Source organism: Streptomyces sp. NPDC031132 (genome assembly GCF_055570595.1).
Genome location: NZ_JBVIGX010000016.1, coordinates 25,739 through 44,995, shown reverse-complemented (window position 1 = coordinate 44,995; position 19,257 = coordinate 25,739). Strand labels below are relative to the sequence as shown.

Sequence of the window (19,257 nt, the reverse complement as noted above, 5' to 3'; positions counted from 1 at the left end):
CACGGGGGAGAGGCACATGGCAGCACGCCGGTTACCGGCGCTGGCGCAGTACCGCACCGACGCGGTGACCCGCCAACTGTGCGCAGGGGCGCACCTGGACGAGGACTTCGCCCGCGACGTGGACGTGGAGCTCACCGCGGACGGGCTGCGCGCCACCGGCCTCTCCCTCGGCATCGACCTGGTGGCGCTGGCCCGCCACGCGCGCGCCGCGGTCCGGCGGATCGACGTACGGGACCGGCGCCTGGCCTGGATCTGCGCCGTCGGCGTGTGGGCGGCGCTGCCGCTGCTGCTGTACGCGGTGGCCACTGCCCGGTGGGAGCTCGCGTACGCCGCCGCCGCACTGGTCCTCCTCGCGTACGGGAGCGCCTGGTGGCTCGTCCACCAGGCCGAGAGCCGCTCCCGTACGGCGGCCCTCGCCGTGGAGCACGGCGCGGACCGCCCGGCGGACCTGGCCCCGGCCGTCGAACCGGAGGTGGAGCAGCGGCTGCTGGAGACGAAGCGGGCCAACGTGGTCCCTTACACGGCGAGCGCCGAGCGCACCAACCCCTTCGTCGGCAGCGGCTCCAAGCTCAAAGAAATGGTCTGGCAGCCCATCGACGTCAGCCGGCCCGCCGAGGACCCGGCGGGCAACGGCGGCAAGCTGCCCATCAAGCCGTTCGATGCCGTCGACCTGCACACCTACGTGGCCCGCGAAATGGAGAAGATCGCCGGCCTCAAGGGGCTCCAGGTCCGCAACCGGCTCTACGTCATGGGGACCAACGTCCCGTACGTGGGAGCGGAACTGCTGCCCGACCGGCTGCGCCGGCCGCGCGCGCAGATCCCCAAGCAGTTGGTCCAGGCGGGCCTGATGCAGTCCGGCGCCGGCATGCGCACCTACCTGAGCCTGGTCCGGGCAGGAGAGGGCGGCCGGGCCATCGTCTCCATGCACCTGCGGGCCCGCCTCCACCACCCCAGCCTCACCTGGGAGGTGTCGGCGTACGGCATCCCCCCGCTCCAGGCGCGCTTCGACCGGGTGAACCGGCTGCCGCTGGACGGGCTCGAGCGCTGGTGGAGCCTGGTCTCCTTCGCCACGTCCCGGACCGGGACCGCCCTGCTCAAAGCCTCCTCCCGGCTCATGCAGCGGGCCTCCGAGCAGCGCAGGCGCGCCCGCGCCCTGGAGAAGGTACGGCGCGAGATCGACAAACGGCACGCGCTGTACGACTACGGCGCGGTGGACAGCATCCGCGAACGCGTGGCGGACTGGGAGCAGTTGGGATTCAGCGAGCGCACGGACTCCCAGGACTTCCTGCAGCGGCTCCAGCAGGGTGTGCTGATAGCGACGGAGCGGTTCCTGAAGGACCACAACATCGACACCAGCTCCTACGACCAGGCGCAGCAGGTCATCAACACGCACACCTACACCTTCCAGGGCAGCGTGCAGGCGGGCGTCATCGGCGACAACGGCACGGTCAACCACCACAACGGGCCCGGTGCGCAGGCCGGGCACCCCGGACAGGGCCGAGGGACGCCCTGACCGCCGTCACCACCGGGAGGGACAGATGGGCACCTTCAACTTCAACGAGAAAGTCACCGCCGGCATCATCGGCGACAACGGCACCGTCAACATCGGACGGCAGGACACCGCCGCCGAGACCCTGCGGCTGGCCGCCGAACTCGCGCAGTGGCTCCGTGACCAGGGCGCGGCCCAGGAGCGGATCACCGCGGCCGAGACGCTGCGCGGCGAACTGGACCGGGCCGCGCAGGAACGGCGCGCCGCCGAGCCGGGGGTGATCCGCCGCTCCTTGGAGACCATCACCCTCGGTCTCGGCGCCGGCAGCGGCGGCCTCGCCCTCGCCCAGGAGATCAGCCGCCTCCTGGCGAACTGAGCCCCCTGGTTCGCTACTTCGCCCGTACGACGGCCCGCGCGCCGCCGAAGTCCAGTTCCAGGCCCGAGCGCAGCGGCACCGTCTGCCCCGGGTCGATCCGCTGGGTGGAGCCGTCCGCGCGGGTTCCCGTCCACGCCGAGGCCGACCGGTTCGCCAGCCCGAACCGGCCCGGCTTCTGCGGGTGTTCGGTCAGCTGCGCGACCAGCGTCGCATCGCCGTAGTCGTGCCGGGCCGGCTCCGGGGCCAGGTGGTGCGCCTGCACCCGCGAGGACCGGTGCAGCAGGATGTGGTGCTCGGTGCGCGGCGGCGGAGTGGTCAGCACCAGCCGCGGCGGCAGCACCAGCGTGCTCCCGCAGCTCCAGCAGGTGCCCGGATCGGCGGCCCGCGGCTCGGTCATGTTCTGCTTCCCGCACCGCGCGCACTCCACCACCGCGTCGAGCACGGCCCGCAGGGTGTCCCGCCACTGCGACTCCCGGACCCGGGTGGTGGGATCGTGCAGGCCCGTCGTGAAGTTCTTGGTGAACAGCTCCCGCAGGGAGTCCGGCGCAGCCGCCCAGGTGGCCAGTACCGTCGCCTGCTCGGTGGGGTCGGGCGCGTTGGACCGGTCCTGCGGGTCGAAGACGAACAGCGGCTGCTTCCCGTACAGCTTGCGCTCCGCCGCCTCGTCGAGGCAGTGGATCGCCAACTCACGCTTGCCCTTGAGCGGGTGATGGTTCATCAGCAACATGAACAGCAGCACGGACAGCGAGTGCAGATCGCTTTGGGTGCCGGGGGCGACCCCGGGATCACCCCGCACCAGCTCGGGCGCCATGAACTCCATGGTGCCCGAGATGCCGGTGCTGTCGCCCTCCACCACCGCGTTGTCGTTGTCGCAGACCAGCACGTCGCCGGTGGCGGGGTCGAAGAAGATGTTGCCCCAGGAGATGTCCCGGTACGCGATCCCGCGCGAGTGCAGGGCCTGGTACGCCTCGACCGTGTAGAGGCAGGCCGTCAGCAGGGCCCGGGGCGTGGTGCGCAGCTGCCGCCGGAACAGCAGGGGCAGGCCCTTGAACCGGTCCGGGCGGATGTCCATCAGGTACCCGAACCCGCCGCGCCCGTCGGCCACGAAGTCCAGGGGCCACAGGAAGCGGTCGTCGTCGAAGCCGCGGCCGACCAGCTGGCGGACGATGTCCTCCTGGGCGGGGGTGGCGCAGGCCGGGTAGTACCACTTGAGCGCCTGGTACCCGGCGGGGGTCCGCACCCGGTACACCTCCCCCTGGCCGCCGGCGCCGAGCAGGTCGAAGACCTCCGCGCCCATGCCGCTGTCGGTCGTCAGCAGGGTTCCGCTGTCGAGCATGCCGCTCATTCGTCTCTCCCGTGCGGGTCGGTCGGTGGTGCCGCGTCAGTGGTCGTCGCCCCGGCAGGCCCGTGGGTCCCGGTGGCCTCGTAAGCCCCGGACGCCCCGGTCGCCTCGTAAGCCGCTGTGGCCTCGTACGCCCCGGTCGCCTCGTACGCCCCGGTGGCTGCCGCCGGTGCCGGGTGCCAGGCCGCCACCAGCGTCGTGTCGTCCCCGGAGTGCTGCGAGGCCTTGGCCAGCCATTCCGGCAGGACGGCCCGGACGGTGTCCGCGCCCTCCGCCGACAGCCGGTCGTCCAGTCCGGCCATGAACTGGAGGAAGCCCCGGTCCGAGGCGAAGCTCTTGGACAGCCCGTCGGTGGAGACCGCGACCAGCCGGGGCGCCCGCCAGGGGGCCGTCACCGGCGCCCAGTGCGTCCGTACGCGCAGCCACGCCGCCGGGCTGCACAGCGACTCCGTCTCGTCCCCCAGGTCCGCCTCGGCGGGTGCGAGCGGTACGGTCACCCGTCCGTCGTCGTCCACCACCGTCAGCTCGCCGTCGCCGAGCTGCCACGCCGCGAACACCCGGGGCGTGAGGACCGCGCCGACCAGCGTGCTCCCGTACAGCAGCAGCTTGTGCTCCTCGGACAGGCCGGGCTCCTCGTGGGAGCTGGTCCGCTCCCAGTTGCCGAGGACCTTCTCCCGCCATGCGCTGACCAGCTGGCGGGGGAACGCGTGCTCGGCGTAGTGCATCAGCCAGGCCAGGCTCGGCGGCCGCTCCTCGCCGCGGGGCTGGGCGAGCGCCCCGAACCGCCGGGCCTCCTCGACGAAGAGGTCCACGGCGAAGCGGGAGCCAAGATGGCTGCGGGCGTGCACCGCGGAGCCGTGGCCGTCGGCCACCGCCATGATCAGCGGCTCCTCGGCGGTGCCGCGCCCCGCGACCTCGCAGTAGTCCTGGTTGCGAGCCTTGTTCACGCCCTGGACGCTCTCCCGGAACGTGGCCCAGAGCGGTGGCGGCGGTGGCGGCGGTGGTACCCGCGGCGGGACCGGTGGTGGTTCCGGTGACACGGGCCCGCTCACCACACGTCGTCATCGTCGTCGTCGAGCACCGGCGGAGCGTACGGCGGCTGCTTCGCCATCGCGTCCCCGGAACCCGCCACCGGCTGCGAGGCCGCCTTGACCGCGGCCGTCGAGGCCCAGCGGATCGCCGCCGCCAGCTGCTTGGGGCTGTTCGCGTCCAGCGGCTGGAGCTCCGGATTGCCGAGGAACTCCTGCAGCACGGTGCGGTCGGCGTCCGCGCCGATCGCGATGGCCACCCGTACGGCCTTGCGCCCCCACGGGGTCGAGTCGACCGCCCGCAGCCCCGCCTTCCAGTCGTCCGTGGGAACCCCGTCGGAGACCAGCGCCAGCACCGGCTTCAGCGCCCGCTGCGGCATCGGCGGGGTGTCCAGCTCCCGGGCCGCCAGCTGGAGCGCCTCGCCCAGATTGGTCATGCCGTCCACCTGGACGTCCTGCCAGGTGAAGTTCTCCACCGGAACCGGGTCCTGGTGGTGCCATCGGGCCGTGGTGGAGAACGTCATCGTGCGCAGCAGCAGTTGGGCCGCCGGATTGTCCTGCGCCACCGAGCGCATCTCCGGAACGGCCTCTCTGATCGCATAGTTGAGCTGGCCGATCTTCTCGCCCTGCATCGAGTACGAGCAGTCGAGCAGCCAGATGAAGTGGACGGGCCGGTTCGCCATCGGCCCGCCGGGGATGTCACTCACCGCTAATCTCCTTCAACTCCCGAGCCATTGCGGTACGTACCGCACGAGCGCCGCCATCCCGGCGGCCGCCGTCATCACGACCGCCAGCACGAACAGGACCAGCATCAGCAGCCGCCCCCGCGCGATCTGCGGTGTCACCATGGGGTGTTGCTCCTCTTCTCGACTTGGACCCTAGCCTTCGGTCCGGCCCACGTCACAGGCTTGATCGATCCGGTGCCGTCCGGCCGGTGCGGCCCCGCGGCCGGGGCAGCCGGGGCAGGCGCGGAGCCTCGGCCCCGGCCGCCGGCCCGCCGATCCGCAGCCCCGTACGGGACAGCAGCCACAGCACCGGCTCCGCCGCCCGCCGCTGCTCGGAGGCGAGGGCGCCCGCCCCGGTGGCGGCACGGGCGCTGACCGCCCAGTAGCGGGCCGCCGCGAAGTCGTGGCCCAGGGCGCGGACCAGCTCGCCCAGCCCGATCTCGGCCAGCCAGGCGTCGACCGCGCCCTCCGGCCGCGGCAGCGAGTCCAGCCGGTCCAGCACGTCCCGCTTGGTGACCACCGCCGCCACGCCGAGGCGCCGCCGCCGGCCGCCGAGGCCCTGGAGCTCCCCGGTGAACCCCGCGTACGTCTCCACCGGACCGAGGTCGGCGGGCCGGGCGGCCACCGCCAGCTGCCCGTCGCCCCCGCGCAGGGCGCGCCGTACGGCGGGCGAGGCCAGCACGTCCGCGACCAGCAGGACCCCGTCCGCGTGCGCGAGGTACTCCTGGCGCCGGGTGGTGTCCGCATCGCGCAGCGACTCGCCCATCGGGTCGTACAGGTACAGCAGCCGCTGCCGCCGCAGCAGTCGCAGCCGGCCGCGCCCGCGCCCGACGAGCAGCATCAGCGCCCGGGGCTGCCCGCCCTGCGTCTTCAGCGCCCACCCCGTCGACTCCACCTGCCGCCCCAGCGTGTTGGCCTCGCGCCGGTCGGCGGGGGACGCGAACTCGACGGTCAGCGCCGACTCGTGCGACCAGGCCCGCAGCCCGTCGAGCATCGCCGCCATCAGCATCGTCTTCCCCGCCGAGGTGCCCCCGATCAGCGGTACGTGCACCACCCGCGTGGTGCCCACGGCCGGCGGCAGCCCCTGGTCGCAGTGCGGGCAGCGGGCCGTGAGCCCCCGCCTCCCGGCGAGCGCGGTGGTGGGCAGGGCCCGCCCGCAGCGGCAGACGTGCCGCAGCGCCCCGTACCGGCCGGGCCGCAGCTCGCGGTGCGCGGCGCCGCAGCCCGGGCAGACGTGCACGGCCAGCGGGAACGGCCGGTAGCAGCCGGGGTACGGGCACTTCATGCGGATGCCGCGGGCCAGCTTCCACAGCCGCTCCGCGCTCCGCCCGGCCAGCACCCCGGCCAGCGCCACGGCCCAGACCAGCAGCAGCTGGACGGCGAAGGCCAGGGCGACACCGAGGAGCAGGGCGGAGGACAGCAGCGCGGACAGCAGCGCGGCCAGCGCCGTCGCCGGTGCGAGCAGCCGCAGCAGGAGGCGGCCGAGGGCGTGCTCGGCGCGGTCCCCGGTCGATCCGTTGCGGCCGCTCAGCAGCCGGTGGCGGACGATTTCGTCGAGCCAGTGGTGGACCAGCAGGTACCGGACGGTGTGCGCGGCCGCCTGCGCCGCGGCCACGGCGTCGATCCACATCTGCCGTGCCCAGTAGGCGGGTTGCGCCGGTTCCGTGCCACCGTACGGGCTGACCCGCGGGTCGGGGGTCCCGGGCGTACGCGGCCCGAGGGCGGTCCAGGCGGCGCCCAGCGCCAGCGCCAGGAACCGCCACAGCCCGTACCCGAGGCACACGGCCGCCCCGATCACGCCGGTGGCCACCCCGAGGATCTGCAGGACGAGCCCCGCGTTCACTCCCACTGCCCCTCCCCTGCGGAGTCGCCGGGGACGATGGGCCCCCCGGATCCGCCCCGCAGCGGCGGGCTGCCGGGCGCGGGCTTCGCGCCGCGGCGCCCGGAGCCGCCGAAGCGGTCGCGCAGCCGCCCGAAGGCGCCGGGCCGCTGCCAGCCGCGGAAGTCCTCCGCCCAGCGGCCGCCGAGCCGGGCCAGGGCCTCCTCGAGCGCCTTGAGCTCCGCCGGCGCCAGGCCCCGTACGACCGGGCGCAGCACGCCGTCGAGCAGGTCGGTGCGGGCCTCCTGCCACACCGGGCCCGCCTGGGGCTGGGAGGACCAGGTGGCGAAGCAGTCCGCCGCGTACCGCGGATCGCGCCTCAGCCGGTCCGAGACCTGCGGCTCCCGGGCGGCCCGCCGGTACGCGTCCAGCAGCTCGGCGTCGTTGCTCTCGACCAGGGCCCGCAGCTCGCTCCCGGGCCGGTCCTCGGCGAGCAGCCGGGCGGCCACCGCCGCGTAGGCGTGCTCCCGCGCCGTCGGCGTGGGGTCCAGGGTCCGCAGGTCCAGGGCCTGGCGGACCCAGCCCGCGCCCGTCTCCCCGGCCCGCAGGTTCCGGGCCAGCTCCAGCAGCAGCAGCGAGGACCGCAGCGGGGCGGGGAGTTCCGTGGAGAACCGCCGCAGCAGCTCCGGCGCCAGCTCCTCCGCGTACCGGTCGCCGGCCGGCGCGGAGACCGCCGCCTGCGCGAGCAGCTCCCACGTGCCGGCCTCCCGGTGGGCCCGGTCGCCCAGCGCGGACAGGGCCAGCCAGGCCTCGCCCGCCGTCGGCGGCTCCCCGCCCCACACGAGCCGCATCGCCGTGCGCAGCACCAGCGGCTCCTCCTCCAGCGAGGCGCCGGAGTGCTCCACGAGCCCGGTGAGCGCCTTCACCCGGTCCCCGCGTGCCCCACCCGCCGCCTGTGCGCACATCCGCAGGTGCGGCAGCGCCTCGGCCCCGGTCAGCCGCAACGGGGTCAGGGCGAACAGCCGGGCCCCCGCGGCCGGATCACCCGCCGCGAGCGCGTCGAGCCGGTCGAGTACGAGGCCGCGCAGCCCGGCCTGCTCCGCCGGATCCGCCAGCGCGCCCCGTACCGCCTCCCCGTACGCCCGCTCGGGATCGGCGATCAGGGCGCGCGCCAACTGCCGTGCCACATCGGGCAGGAGATCCGCGGTGCCCACCCCGAGTTCGCCGGCGATCCGCAACAGTCCGGCCCGGTCGTCCGGTTCGCGCTCCGGGTCGGTGAGCGCCGCCCGCAGCTCCGGCCCCAGTTCGGCGGCGAGCCGGGCACGGGCGGCCTCGCCCAGCACCACGGCGGGCGGGAGGGCGCCGCCCGAGCGGACCGCCCCGGCCAGGGCCAGCTCCACCAGCGGCTCGCTCACCGCCGGGGGTGCCCAGCCGGCCAGGGCCGTCAGCAGCCGCCCGCTCGCGGCGGCCTCTTCGGGCCCCCGGTCCGCGGCCGGGCCGCCCAGCGCCCGGGCCAGCGCGTGCAGCCGTACGCCGTCCAGCGCCGCCGGGTGTCCGGCGGCCCAGTCGGCGGCCGCGGCCCGGCCCGCCGAGTCCAGGCCGATGCCCGCCGCGAGGGCGAGCGCGGCCAGCGGGCCCGCCTCGTACGGGCCGGACCGCTCGCCGGGCAGCCGCCGGACGTCCGCGAAGAGGTCCTGCCGCTGCGCCCGCCAGATCAGCGCGGCGGTCTGCGCCCACGGGTCGGGGTCCGGCGCGGGCGCCGCCGCGCGGGCGGCGTCGTACACCCGGTAGCGGTGCTCCTGCCCGGCGAGGCTCAGGCCGTCCTCCGGCACCACGCCGATGATCTGCTGCCGGGCGAGCTGCGGCCGCCGGGTGTAGGTGGTGAAGGTGAGCCACTGGCCGCGCCGGTGCGGCAGCACACTGCAGGCGAGCAGGATCCACCAGGCCACCGCCTCGCTGTCCTGCTCCACGAGGACGAGCTGCGGGGCGGCCGGGTCCTCGACGAGCCGGCGCACGTCGGCGAAGAACCCGGCGAGCCAGGGCCCGCGGGCGGTCACGAAGGCCGCGAGCGCGCCGACGTCGAGCGGGCCGGGGGCCGGCACCGACGCCAGCGGCGGCACGGGCGCCCCGGCCGGCGGGGAGTCGACCGCCCACTGCCGGGAGCCCCAGGAGGTGATCGGCAGCGGCCATTCGGCGGGCCGGCCCGGGTCGGCGGGCTGCGGCAGATGTACCGCGTGGGCGTGGAAGTTGCCCCAGCGGCCGCTGTAGTCGGCGCCCGTGTACACGGAGCGGGCCAGCAGCCGGCTCCCGTCGGCGAGCACGTTCAGGCTCAAGGCCTGGGGGAAGGAGCCCAGTTGGTCCGCGCTCGGGCGCGGCGGCGCGTCCCGGGGCGGCTCGTACCCGATGAGCTGCTCGGCCTCGCGCAGCAGCGAGGCGGGCACCCCGGGGCTGACGGCGGTGAACCGGAAGCCCGATCCGTCGGGACCCGGCGGCGCCGAGGTGTAGTGCATCTGCGCGAGGTTCATGCGCCTCCTCCCGACGCGTGCGACCGGTCCGCCGTCGTGCCGGCAGCCGGTGCCGGGCCGACCGGCGCCGCCGTACGCCGGCCCGCGCCGCCGGTCCCGGTGCGCGGCAGCAGCCCGCCCAGCCCCAGCAGCCACAGCAGCGGGTCCTCGACCCGCAGCGGCTGCGGCCCCGACTTGGGGGCGTCCGCCGGGGCGTGCGCGGGCGGCGGGGAGCCGAGCGCCGAGAGCCCGAACAGCGACAGCTGGGCGAAGTCCCGCTCCAGCTGCCGGAACAGCGCCCCCGAGTCCCAGCCGTCGAGGAGCCCCCGCATCTCCTCGTGCACGGCCAGCCGGTCCTCGTCGTCCACCGTGCCACCCGCGTGCTCGGCGTTGCGCCGCAGCGGGGAGTGCGGCCCCACCAGCGAGAACAGGGAGTCCGTCTTGGTCACCGCCACCGCCACGGGCGTGGTGACCCGGCCGCGCGAGGTGCCCCGCCCGTGGGCCCGCAGCTGCGCCGCCAGGTCCGCCGCGATCTGCTGCGGCGGGGTCTCCACGGTGGGCAGCGGCAGCCCCGCGTCCACCGGCAGCTGGTCCCGTACGGCCCGCATCTGGAGCGGGTCCACCAGCAGGATGATCCCGTCGGCGGCCGCCAGGTAGTGCGTGTACCGGTCCATGGCCTCGGCGCTGCCGAGGTCCTCGCCCGCCGCGTCGAAGAACACGAGCGCGGTGTGCCGGCTGCCGTCCCCGCGCAGCCGGCGGCGCAGCGGCAGGCTCAGCCGGTACAGCAGCGGGTCGTTGAAGCCGAGCGCCGCCGGTCTCGTCGCCTCCGGCAGCCGCAGCCGGTCGTACAGGTCCTCGGCCATCTCCCGGTCCCGGCGCTGGGTCTCGCCGCCCATCGCCGTGATGGAGGCGCCGTACGCCCGCCCCACCCGGTTGCGCAGCTCGTTGATCAGGACGGAGACGTACGTGCTCTTGCCCGAGGCCTTGGGGCCCAGCAGGGCGATGATCCGGGTGTCCTGGTCGGTGTAGTCGCTCGGGAAGTCGCTGTGGCAGCGCAGGCAGACCCGGACCGGGGTGGACACCCCGCAGTGCGGGCAGTCCGCCCGCGCGGCGCCGCCGCTGCCGAGACGGCCGGCGAGGCCGCGCGGGGCGGTGAAGACCGGGCCGCGCATCTTCAGCGCGGGCGGCACGCTCGGTCCCATGAACTCCGCCCACGTGTCGTCGAGTTCTGCAGTGCAGGGCTTGCCGCCGCGCACCCCGGTGGCGGACATCTGGCAGCGGAACGGCAGCCGGGCGGCGGCCGAGCGGTCGAAGCAGTAGGGGCAGACGACGGAGGTCATGTCAGCGGACCACCAGGGAGGTGAGGGAGGGCTCGTCGAGCCGGACGGAGGCGGCACGGCCGCCGAGGAGGAAACCGCGCACGGCGTACGGGCCGCCGGGCGCGCGGGGGACGATCTCGCGCTCGACGGTCCCCGAGGCCGCGAGCTCGGCGCCGGTCACCCGGCACAACTCGGCGCCTTCGGCGGGCCGGTGGGGCCGGGCGGCACCGCCGCCCGCTCCGGCGACGAGGACGAAGTCCGGCAGCCCGGAGCCGGGATCCCCGCCGGGCGCGAGGAGGGTCACCCGGAGCACGGCGGGACCGCGCCGCAGCATCCGCCGGGGCCCGGGCAGGAGTCGGTACGCGATGGCCACGTCGGCCGGGAGGACGGCCTGCTCGGCCTCGCGCGGGGCGGCCGCGGTCGCGAGCGCGCTGCGCGGGGCGGCGTACGCCGTGACGCGGACGGCGCCCGGGCCGACCGGCAGCTCCAGCCCCTCGCGCAGGAACACGGCCCGTACGACGGGGTGTTCGGCGCGCTCGCCGCCGGACTCGGGGGTGACCGCGACCGTGACCCGGCCGGCGCCCTCCGGCCAGTCGAAGCTGATCCGGGCCCGCCCGGCGGTGGTCCGCCGGACCGTGAGCCCGATGACCGGCTCGGGGGCCTCGACCACCACGCCCGGCCCGGCCAGCGCCCGTTCGCCCAGGACGGCCACGGCGCTGACGGTGGCCAGCGTGCCGGGCGGCGGCTCGGCGATGCCGTCCGCGTCCACCCAGGGCAGCGCCGCCGGCAGCGCGGCGGCCGCCAGCTCGGCACCCTCGGCGGGAGCCGTCCCCGGCCACTGCACGAACCGTACGTCGCCCCCGGCGCCCCCCGTCCACCGGAACTCCAGCCCACCGGCGTCCCGGGCAACAGCGCCGAGTCCGGCCACCGGCTCCGGCCAGGGATGCACGGCGACGGCCGCCTCGACCCCGCCGGACCACACCTCGCCCCCCACGCCCGCATACCGACACCGCACCCGCACCACGTACTCCCCGGGCCCCAGCCCCTCGGCCCGTACGGCTTCCCGCCCGCCCGCCGCGCCGGGGGCGATCGGGGTGCCGAGGTCCGTCGCACGGCCCCCGGGGTCGGTCAGGGCCGCCCGTACCCCGGTCGCTCCGGGCGGGCGGAGCCAGGAGGCTTCGACGCGGGCCCGGCCGTCGGTGACGCGGAGCTCCGTCACCTCCGGGGCCACGAGCAGCGGGGCGCTGATCAGGGGGGCGCCGTCCCCGGCCGGGAGGGCCACGTACCGGACCTCGCGCCCGAGCGGGGCCCGGCGGTCCGTCAGCGGCCCCGCGCCGAGCGGGCCCGGCACCTCCGGCAGCGGTGTGGTGAGCGGCTCGCGCCGGGTCAGCCGGACCACCCGCCAGGCCCCGTCCGGCTCGGCGCCGGGCGGTCTGCGCAGGGCGACCCCGTCGGGCAGGGACCACGCCTCCAGCGGCCCGGGGTCCCCGTCGGCCGGGCGGTGGGTGCGGACCAGGCCCCGCACGGCGCGCGGGCAGTCCCAGGCCAGCCGGGCCGCCTGGGCGTACGCCGTGGCGGCCTGCTCCGGATCCTCGCGGTCCTCGTACTCCCGGGCCTCGTCCAGCAGCGCATCGGCGGCCCGTACCCGCCCGGCCAGCCCGGCCAGCCGCCGCGCCAGCAGCGGGTCCCCGCCGGCCACCGACGGCGGCAGTACGGCGGCGCTCCGGGCGGCGGCGCGCACCCGCCCGGCCAGCCACGCGTCCTCCAGCCCCTCGGCGGCGGCCCGCTGCGCCGCATCCAGCCGGGGGCTCCCCGCGGCGGCGTGCACCAGGGCCGCCGCCTCGTCGGGATCGACCCCGAACCCGGCGGCCGTGTCCGGCAGGTCCCCCCGGGGGTGGTCGTGGAGCAGCCGCACCAGCTGGTACAGCAGGATCCGCCGCAGCGCGGCCGGATCCCGCTCCTGGATCGCGGCCAGCCGCTCCAGCAGCGCACCGGCCTCGGAACCGCCCCCGGCAGCCCCCCGGGAAGCCCGCAGCCCCTTCAGGGCCTCGGCCCCCACATGGCGCCGCCGCCCCGGCCCTTCGACGGCGAAGATCCCGTCGAGCACCCGGAACCGCCCGCCGGCCGGAACCAGTAACTCGCCCAAGTGGCGTAAGCCCAAGGCCTGTTGTACCGCCACGAGTTCCCCGTACCGTGCCACCAGCGGAGCGGCCGGCAGGCCGGAAAGCGCGCGGGAGCGCCCCAGGGCATGCCCGAACTCGGTCCCCGCCATCTGCTCCGCACCCCCCGTGCAGTGTGTTTCGGAGGTCATTCCAGCAGATGCGCGGACCGTCCGGGAGGTCTTTCCGTTCTCCAGCTGTACCGCGCGGTGTCACGAACTGATCCCCGTCTTGTACCCCGGGACCGCTGTCCTTGGGTCGCCCCTCGACACCCCCCTCACTCGCAGAGGTCGTCCCCCATGGCTGAGCTCAATCGCCGCAGGTTCCTGCAGATCGCGGGCGCAAGCGCCGCAGCCGCGATGCTGAACGAGAGCATCGCGCGCGCGGCCGCCATCCCCGCGCAGGGCAGCACCGGCACCATCCAGGACATCGAGCACATCGTGGTCCTCATGCAGGAGAACCGGTCCTTCGACCAGTACTTCGGCTCGATGAAGGGCGTCCGGGGCTTCGGCGACCCGCGGCCCGTCCTCCAGGACAACGGGAAGTCCGTCTTCTACCAGTCCAACGGCACGAAGGACATCCTCCCCTTCAACCCGCAGGTCAACGACCTGGGCATGAAGTTCGTCGAGGGCTTGAACCACGACTGGGCCGGCGGCCACGCCGCGTACGACAACGGCAAGTACGACAAGTGGGTCCCGGCCAAGACGGCCACGACCATGGCGTACATGACGCGGAACGACATCCCGTTCCACTACGCGCTCGCCGACGCCTTCACGGTCTGCGACGCCTACCACTGCTCGTTCATCGGCGCGACCGACCCGAACCGCTACTACCTGTGGACGGGCCACACGGGCAACGACGGCACCGGCGGCGGCCCGGTCCTCGGCAACCAGGAGGCCGGCTACGGCTGGAAGACCTACCCGGAGCGCCTGGAGGCGGCCGGGGTTTCCTGGAAGATCTACCAGGACATCGGCGACGGCCTGAACGCGGCGGGCTCGTGGGGCTGGATCAGCGACGCGTTCCGCGGCAACTACGGCGACAACTCGCTGCTGTACTTCAACAACTACCGCAACGCCGCGCCCGGCAGCCCGCTGTACGAGAAGGCCCGCACGGGCACCAACGCCAAGGCGGGCGAGGGCTACTTCGACAAGCTGCGCGCCGACGTGGTGAACGGCACGCTGCCCCAGGTCTCCTGGATCGCCGCACCCGAGGCCTTCAGCGAGCACCCGAACTGGCCCGTCAACTTCGGCGCCTGGTACATCTCGCAGGTCCTGGACGCGCTCACCGCCAACCCGGCGGTGTGGGCGAAGACGGCCTTCTTCATCACCTACGACGAGAACGACGGGTTCTTCGACCACGTCGTCCCGCCGTACCCGCCGGCGTCCGCGGCGTGGGGCCTGTCCACGGCCGACGTCTCGAAGGACCTGTACGCCGGGGGCGGCGGCTATGCGGCCGGCCCGTACGGGCTCGGCCCGCGCGTCCCGATGATCGTGGTCTCCCCGTGGAGCAAGGGCGGCTACGTCTGCTCGGAGACCTTCGACCACACCTCCGTCATCCGCTTCGTGGAGAAGCGCTTCGGCGTGCAGGAGCCCAACATCTCGCCGTGGCGCCGAGCCGTCTGCGGTGACCTGACCTCGGCGTTCGACTTCTCGAGGGCGGACGCCTCGCCCGCGGCCCTGCCCTCCACGGCGGGCTACGTCCCGCCGGACCACAACGCCCACCCGTCCTACCACCCGGTCCCGCCGGCGACGGGCACCCTGCCCAAGCAGGAGGCGGGCCGCAAGCCCACGCGCGCGCTCGGCTACGCCCCCTACGTGGACGGCAAGGCCACCGTCTCCACGGGCCAGTTCACCCTGACCTTCTCCTCCGGTCCCAGCCTCGGCGCGCACTTCCACAGCACCTCGGGCAACCGGACGGACGGCCCCTGGCCCTACACGGTCGAGGCGGGCAAGACCCTCTCGGACACCTGGAGCACCAGCAGCTCCACCGGCAACCAGATCAACCTGACGGTCTGGGGCCCGAACGGGTTCCTGCGCACCTGGAAGGGCCCGGCGAAGAAGGCCGGCCCGGAGGTCACGGCCCGCCACGACGCGCCCACCGGCAACCTGAAGCTGACGCTGACCAACTCCGGCTCGGCGGCGGTCAACCTCACGGTGACCAACGCCTACGGCGGCCCGGCCCAGACCCTGCGCGTCGCGGCGGGCGGCACGGCCACGTACACGGCGGACCTGTCCACCACGGGCCGCTGGTACGACGTCAAGGTCGTCTCCGACGCGGACAGCACCTTCCTCCGCCGCTTCGCCGGCCACGTCGAGACGGGCGCCCCGGGCCTCTCCGACCCGGCGATCAAGACCGTCTGACGCGGTCGTCCGGTGTACGCAGCAGCCGCCGCTCCAGGACCGGAAGGTCGGCGGGGCGGTGGCTGCGGGCGTGCGCCAGCAAAAGGTTGCGGGCGGTGTCCGGGACCCGGCGGCGCTTGGGGTGGCGGGTGGTGAACTCCTCGCTCGCGAAGAACCGTACGGCCCCCTCCAGGCCGACGCGACCGGATTCCCGGACCGCCCAGGCGAGTTCGTCCGTGGGCTCGTCGGCGAGCAGCCGCATCGGCGCTTCGACGGCCAGGACCGAGGCGGCATCCGCCTCGTGCGGGAGCGGTGTGCCGAGCCAGCCGAAGACCACGGAGAGCGGCACCGCGGGACGGTGGTCCGGCGCGCTCCCGAGGGCCATGGCCCCGGCATACTCGCGTAGCCCCGCGGGCGCTGCCTGTGCCCAGCGGGTGCGGTGCCTGCCCGGGATCCCGTCCGCGTCCGCGGGGTCGAGGAGGTGTGCCATCGGCTCGGAAGGGGAAAGGTGCACGGTCCGTACGAGCTGTCCGCTCGCCTCGTACAGCGTCACCCGGCCCTCGTGGCCGAGGCACATGCAGGCGAAGTGATCTGCGGCCCCGGTGTCGTCGGGCCACGTCGCGAGCAGCTCCCGGACCTGTTCGGGGTCGGTGATCCCGTACTCCGCGGGGTGGTGCGGGTGTGCCTGCCCGTCGGTGCGGCTGCTGCTGACGACGGCGCGGACCGCACGGGACATCGGCTTCACGGTGTGATCGTAGGTGCGCCGGGCAGAAGGTACGGCGGCAGTTCCCACCGCCCCGCCACCGAGGGAGAACGCATGGCCATGGCCCACCGCAGGATCGGCACCGGCCCCGTCCGCGTCATCGTGCTGCACGACTGGTTCGGCACCTCCGCCAACTGGGGCTCCGTGCTGGACTACTTGGACCCCGAGGGCTTCTCGTACGCCTTCCTCGACTACCGCGGCTACGGCGACCGCCGCGACGTCGCCGGCCGCTACAGCCTCCCCGAGATCGCGGACGACGTCCTCGCGCTCGCCGACGAGATCGGCTGGGACACCTTCTCCCTCATGGGCCACTCCATGGGCGGCAAGGCGATGCAGCAGGTCCTGGTCCGGGCCCCCGAGCGGATCGAGAAGCTGATCGGGATCAACCCGGTCCCCGCCGCCCCGTACGAGATGGACGACGCGACCCACGCCCTCTTCCACGGCGCCGCCGACAGCGCCGGGAACCGGCGGACCATCCTCGACCTCGTCACGGGCCACCGCGCGAGCCGCCACTGGCTGGACCGGATGGTCGCGCACTCCCTCGCCGTCTCCCGCCCGGAGGCCTTCGCCGCGTACCTCGCGAGTTGGCAGCCGCTGGACCTCTCCGCCGCCGTGAAGGGCAGTACCGTCCCGGTGCTGGTCCTCGTGGGGGAGTACGACCTCGCCCTCACCCCCGAGGTGATGCAGGCCACGTGGCAGGTCTCGTACCCCAACTGCCGGGTCCACCCCGTCCCCGGCGCCGGGCACTACCCGCCGCACGAGACCCCGGTCGCCTTCGCCACCGCGGTGGAGGCGTTCCTGCGGGGATAGCCGCAGGACGCAAAAAGCCCCTGGGGGTACGAGGAGACCTCGTACCCCCAGGGGATCAGGGTGAGTGACGGGACTTGAACCCGCGGCCACCTGGACCACAACCAGGTGCTCTACCAACTGAGCTACACCCACCACGAAGGGCGGCGGACCGCCCGTTCGATGTGCATGCACAGCATAGCTGATCAGGAGGGTGGTCCCGCCACGCCTTGTCCGGCCGCGGCGTGCGCGACGGCCGCCGCCGCGAGCGCCTTGACGACGGGGTGCGGGCGCCTTCCGTCACCGGACAGCTCGGGCTGGAACAGCGTGGCCAGGAAGAAGGGGTGCCCCGGCAGCTCCGCGATGCGGACCTGGCCGTCCTCGTCGTGCCCCGACAGCCGCAGCCCGTGGGCGGTGAGCACCGGCAGGTACCGCGGCTCCGGACCGTAGCTGCAGTGGTAGCGCTCCATGGACCGCTCCGCGCCGAGCACGGACTCGGCGAGCGACCCGGGCTCGGCCCGTACGAGGCCCTCGTGGCCGACGAGCGAACAGGCGAGCGGGGCGATCAGCAGGTCCTCGGCCCCGGGGTCGTTCTCGGCGTGCGCCACGCCGGCCAGCCCGCAGACCGAGCGGGCGTACTCCAGCAGCGTGTGCTGGAACCCGCCGCAGGTCCCGAGGAAGGGGATGCCCTCCTCCCGCGCGACCCGGATCGCGGCGAGCGCCCCCGCCTCGCTGGCGTACGGGCTGCCGGGCAGCACCCAGACCGCGTCGAACCGGGCCAGGGCCCCGGAGGCGGCCCCGGCCACGGCGTCGCCGGTGGGGATCCAGTACGCGTCGAGGACGAGCCCGTCGCGGGAGGCGAGGGCGTCGAGGAGTGCGGGGAGGCGGGTGTGGGACTTCACGTGCGGGGAGCGGTCGCCGACGAGGGCGACCCGTGCGGGCCGGGTGGTCCGGGCAGGCCCGGTGGTCTGTGCCGTGGTCATACCGGTCATCCTGCGACCCGCCACCCGTTCAGCACCAACGATTGTTCCTGCACGTTCGATCAGCAGATCTGATCGCAGCTCCAGGTGCTACTTCAGCGAGGCCTTGGTGACCACGAGGATCAGGCCGAGGACGAGGTTGACGACCCCCTCGGCGGCCAGCTGCCCGCGGGTGGCACCGGCGCGGGCGGCACCGAGGCACGCCCAGACGACCTGCTGCGCCACCGCCACGCTCATGGCCAGCCAGGCCGTCGCCGCGTAGTCCAGATCGAGGAGGCCGCTCACGGCGACGGCGGCCGCGGGCAGCGCGGCGGCCTCCACGATCGGCCACTCGTGCAAGGCGACCCGTCGGATCTCCCGCCTGCTCCACGGCTGGCCGACCAGCCGTTCCCCCGCGAGCTGCGCATAGACGTGCGTGGCCCAGAACACCAGACCCGTGATCAGCAGGAGGAGCACGAGGTGGAGTCGCGGATGTTCGCCGACGGTGGTGGCCGTAACCACCACGGAGGTGGCCAGGAGGGAGCCGTACACGGCTCCGGCGGTGTCGGTCCGGGGTGGGCGCTGTGGCCTGCTGCGGCCTGCGGACGGGCCACTGGGGATGCTCACCCCGCCCACGATAGGGACGCCGCGTCCCGTCGCCGGCCGGGCGCGCCGGACGGCGGAATCCCGGGGCGTGCCGGGGCCGCCGACCTCCATGGCCGGGGCCGACCTCCACGGACGGGTACGGGCGGCCGCGGGCTCCGCGGACCGGGCCCGCGGGGCCGGTGGCACGCTGGCGCCATGGACCCGCACCTGCTCCGCACCTTCGTCGCCGTCGCCCGGCTGTCCTCCTTCTCCGCCGCCGCCCGCGAGCTCGGCTACACCCAGTCCGCCGTGTCCCAGCACATCGCCGCCCTCGAGGGCGACCTGCGGGCCGAGCTCCTCACCCGGCGGCCCGTGGAACCGACCCCCGCCGGGGTGCGGCTGCTGGAACACGCCGGGCCGCTGCTGCTGCGGCTCGAAGCGGCCCGGGCGGACGTCGTGAGGCTGGCCGCCGCGCCGCCCGGGCAGGTCACCCTCGCCGCGTCCCCGCTCTCCGTCGGGCCCCGGCTGCTGGCCGCGCTGCCGGCCACCGGCGTGGCCCTGCGGGTGCTGCCGGCCGCCGAGGTGCCGGCCGCCGTCGCCACCGGCGGCTGCGACCTCGGCCTGGTCGACGGCATCGCCGCGCCCAGCGACCCGCTGCGGCTGCCCGACGTGGCCCCCCTCACCGTGACCGGCGTCGGGGAGGAGGAGCTCGCCGTACTGCTCCCGGCCGGGCACCCGTTCGCCGGCCGGGCCGCACTCCGGCTGGACGACCTCGCCGACGCCCGCTGGATCGACGCCCCCGGCGCGGTGCCGGTGCCCGCCGCCGTCCGGACCGCTCCGGCCCTGCGCTACGACGGCACCGACCTGCACGCCCTGTGCGCCCTCGCCGCCGCCGGGTACGGCCTGGTCCTGCTGCCCCGCCGGGTGGCCGGGGCCGCCGGGGCCGGCGTCGCCGTACCGCTGTCCGACCCGCGCCTCGTGCACCGTACGGAACTCCTCGCCCCCGGCACCCCGACACCCGAAGCCTCCGCCCTCGCCGCCCGGCTCACGGCGTCCCGGTAGGG

The 19,257-nt window shown here is 75.1% G+C and carries 16 protein-coding genes and 1 tRNA gene; 5 read left to right on the top strand and 12 right to left on the bottom strand.

Going from position 1 to position 19,257, the window contains the following annotated elements:
* Window positions 1–16 precede the first annotated feature (16 nt).
* Both ACZ49B_RS23575 and ACZ49B_RS23570 read left to right on the top strand, forming a co-directional pair.
* Window positions 17–1,513, top strand: a complete 1,497-nt coding sequence (locus tag ACZ49B_RS23575) for a hypothetical protein (RefSeq protein ID WP_468309108.1) — start codon at window positions 17–19, stop codon at window positions 1,511–1,513.
* A gap of 25 nt (window positions 1,514–1,538) precedes the next feature.
* Window positions 1,539–1,865 (top strand): hypothetical protein, encoded by a 327-nt coding sequence (locus ACZ49B_RS23570; RefSeq protein WP_468309106.1) that lies wholly within the window; start codon window positions 1,539–1,541, stop codon window positions 1,863–1,865.
* A gap of 13 nt (window positions 1,866–1,878) precedes the next feature.
* On the opposite strand, the gene ACZ49B_RS23565 is transcribed toward ACZ49B_RS23570, so the two are convergent.
* From ACZ49B_RS23565 to ACZ49B_RS23530, 8 genes are all read right to left on the bottom strand, one after another.
* Window positions 1,879–3,210 (bottom strand): protein kinase domain-containing protein, encoded by a 1,332-nt coding sequence (locus tag ACZ49B_RS23565; RefSeq protein WP_468309104.1) that lies wholly within the window; start codon window positions 3,208–3,210, stop codon window positions 1,879–1,881.
* Window positions 3,207–4,154: a PP2C family serine/threonine-protein phosphatase gene (locus ACZ49B_RS23560; protein WP_468309102.1), complete on the bottom strand. Its 948-nt coding sequence runs from the start codon at window positions 4,152–4,154 to the stop codon at window positions 3,207–3,209. Before ACZ49B_RS23560 ends, ACZ49B_RS23565 begins: the two co-directional genes overlap by 4 nt.
* A gap of 101 nt (window positions 4,155–4,255) precedes the next feature.
* Window positions 4,256–4,918: a vWA domain-containing protein gene (locus ACZ49B_RS23555; RefSeq protein WP_468309264.1), complete on the bottom strand. Its 663-nt coding sequence runs from the start codon at window positions 4,916–4,918 to the stop codon at window positions 4,256–4,258.
* Window positions 4,919–4,954: 36 nt separating this feature from the next.
* Entirely contained in the window at window positions 4,955–5,083 is a 129-nt protein-coding gene (locus ACZ49B_RS23550; RefSeq protein ID WP_468309100.1) for a hypothetical protein, read from the bottom strand.
* Window positions 5,084–5,135: 52 nt separating this feature from the next.
* Complete coding sequence (locus ACZ49B_RS23545; protein WP_468309097.1) at window positions 5,136–6,809, bottom strand: TRAFAC clade GTPase domain-containing protein; 1,674 nt, start codon at window positions 6,807–6,809, stop codon at window positions 5,136–5,138.
* Window positions 6,800–9,304 (bottom strand): GTPase-associated protein 1-related protein, encoded by a 2,505-nt coding sequence (locus ACZ49B_RS23540; protein ID WP_468309095.1) that lies wholly within the window; start codon window positions 9,302–9,304, stop codon window positions 6,800–6,802. Before ACZ49B_RS23540 ends, ACZ49B_RS23545 begins: the two co-directional genes overlap by 10 nt.
* Entirely contained in the window at window positions 9,301–10,623 is a 1,323-nt protein-coding gene (locus ACZ49B_RS23535) for a TRAFAC clade GTPase domain-containing protein (protein WP_468309093.1), read from the bottom strand. Before ACZ49B_RS23535 ends, ACZ49B_RS23540 begins: the two co-directional genes overlap by 4 nt.
* Before the next feature lies 1 nt (window position 10,624).
* Entirely contained in the window at window positions 10,625–12,748 is a 2,124-nt protein-coding gene (locus ACZ49B_RS23530; protein WP_468309090.1) for a thioesterase domain-containing protein, read from the bottom strand.
* 312 nt (window positions 12,749–13,060) lie between these two features.
* Here ACZ49B_RS23530 and ACZ49B_RS23525 point away from each other — a divergent pair, with 312 nt between their 5' ends.
* The gene (locus ACZ49B_RS23525; protein ID WP_468309088.1) at window positions 13,061–15,121 is read left to right on the top strand and encodes a phosphocholine-specific phospholipase C; all 2,061 of its coding nucleotides are present in this window, start codon (window positions 13,061–13,063) and stop codon (window positions 15,119–15,121) included.
* Here ACZ49B_RS23525 and ACZ49B_RS23520 read toward each other — a convergent pair.
* The gene (locus tag ACZ49B_RS23520; RefSeq protein ID WP_468309086.1) at window positions 15,108–15,845 is read right to left on the bottom strand and encodes a hypothetical protein; all 738 of its coding nucleotides are present in this window, start codon (window positions 15,843–15,845) and stop codon (window positions 15,108–15,110) included. The two genes, ACZ49B_RS23525 and ACZ49B_RS23520, sit on opposite strands and share 14 nt — an antisense overlap.
* Before the next feature lie 72 nt (window positions 15,846–15,917).
* Between ACZ49B_RS23520 and ACZ49B_RS23515 the strand changes: the two genes are divergently transcribed.
* On the top strand, window positions 15,918–16,673 hold the full coding sequence (locus ACZ49B_RS23515) for an alpha/beta fold hydrolase (RefSeq protein WP_468309083.1): 756 nt from the start codon (window positions 15,918–15,920) through the stop codon (window positions 16,671–16,673).
* A gap of 59 nt (window positions 16,674–16,732) precedes the next feature.
* Here ACZ49B_RS23515 and ACZ49B_RS23510 read toward each other — a convergent pair.
* The 3 genes from ACZ49B_RS23510 to ACZ49B_RS23500 form a co-directional block, all read right to left on the bottom strand.
* Window positions 16,733–16,805, bottom strand: a tRNA-His gene (locus ACZ49B_RS23510).
* A 50-nt stretch (window positions 16,806–16,855) separates the two neighbouring features.
* A complete protein-coding gene (locus tag ACZ49B_RS23505) occupies window positions 16,856–17,632 on the bottom strand; it encodes a CTP synthase C-terminal region-related (seleno)protein (protein WP_468309082.1) in 777 nt (258 codons plus the stop codon).
* An 87-nt stretch (window positions 17,633–17,719) separates the two neighbouring features.
* The gene (locus ACZ49B_RS23500; RefSeq protein ID WP_468309079.1) at window positions 17,720–18,235 is read right to left on the bottom strand and encodes a hypothetical protein; all 516 of its coding nucleotides are present in this window, start codon (window positions 18,233–18,235) and stop codon (window positions 17,720–17,722) included.
* Window positions 18,236–18,409: 174 nt separating this feature from the next.
* Here ACZ49B_RS23500 and ACZ49B_RS23495 point away from each other — a divergent pair, with 174 nt between their 5' ends.
* Window positions 18,410–19,255 carry a LysR family transcriptional regulator gene (locus ACZ49B_RS23495; RefSeq protein WP_468309077.1) on the top strand — a complete coding sequence of 282 codons (846 nt, stop codon included), beginning with the start codon at window positions 18,410–18,412 and terminating at the stop codon, window positions 19,253–19,255.
* Window positions 19,256–19,257 lie beyond the last annotated feature (2 nt).

What these genes read in the sequence shown, in the direction of transcription:
- ACZ49B_RS23565 (WP_468309104.1), bottom strand. Translation starts at nt 3,210, where the DNA reads ATGAGCGGCATGCTCGACAGCGGAACCCTGCTGACGACCGACAGCGGC.
- ACZ49B_RS23525 (WP_468309088.1), top strand. Translation starts at nt 13,061, where the DNA reads ATGGCTGAGCTCAATCGCCGCAGGTTCCTGCAGATCGCGGGCGCAAGC.
- ACZ49B_RS23550 (WP_468309100.1), bottom strand. Translation starts at nt 5,083, where the DNA reads ATGGTGACACCGCAGATCGCGCGGGGGCGGCTGCTGATGCTGGTCCTG.
- ACZ49B_RS23515 (WP_468309083.1), top strand. Translation starts at nt 15,918, where the DNA reads ATGGCCATGGCCCACCGCAGGATCGGCACCGGCCCCGTCCGCGTCATC.
- ACZ49B_RS23540 (WP_468309095.1), bottom strand. Translation starts at nt 9,304, where the DNA reads ATGAACCTCGCGCAGATGCACTACACCTCGGCGCCGCCGGGTCCCGAC.
- ACZ49B_RS23570 (WP_468309106.1), top strand. Translation starts at nt 1,539, where the DNA reads ATGGGCACCTTCAACTTCAACGAGAAAGTCACCGCCGGCATCATCGGC.
- ACZ49B_RS23555 (WP_468309264.1), bottom strand. Translation starts at nt 4,918, where the DNA reads ATGGCGAACCGGCCCGTCCACTTCATCTGGCTGCTCGACTGCTCGTAC.
- ACZ49B_RS23495 (WP_468309077.1), top strand. Translation starts at nt 18,410, where the DNA reads ATGGACCCGCACCTGCTCCGCACCTTCGTCGCCGTCGCCCGGCTGTCC.
- ACZ49B_RS23535 (WP_468309093.1), bottom strand. Translation starts at nt 10,623, where the DNA reads ATGACCTCCGTCGTCTGCCCCTACTGCTTCGACCGCTCGGCCGCCGCC.
- ACZ49B_RS23505 (WP_468309082.1), bottom strand. Translation starts at nt 17,632, where the DNA reads ATGACCACGGCACAGACCACCGGGCCTGCCCGGACCACCCGGCCCGCA.
- ACZ49B_RS23575 (WP_468309108.1), top strand. Translation starts at nt 17, where the DNA reads ATGGCAGCACGCCGGTTACCGGCGCTGGCGCAGTACCGCACCGACGCG.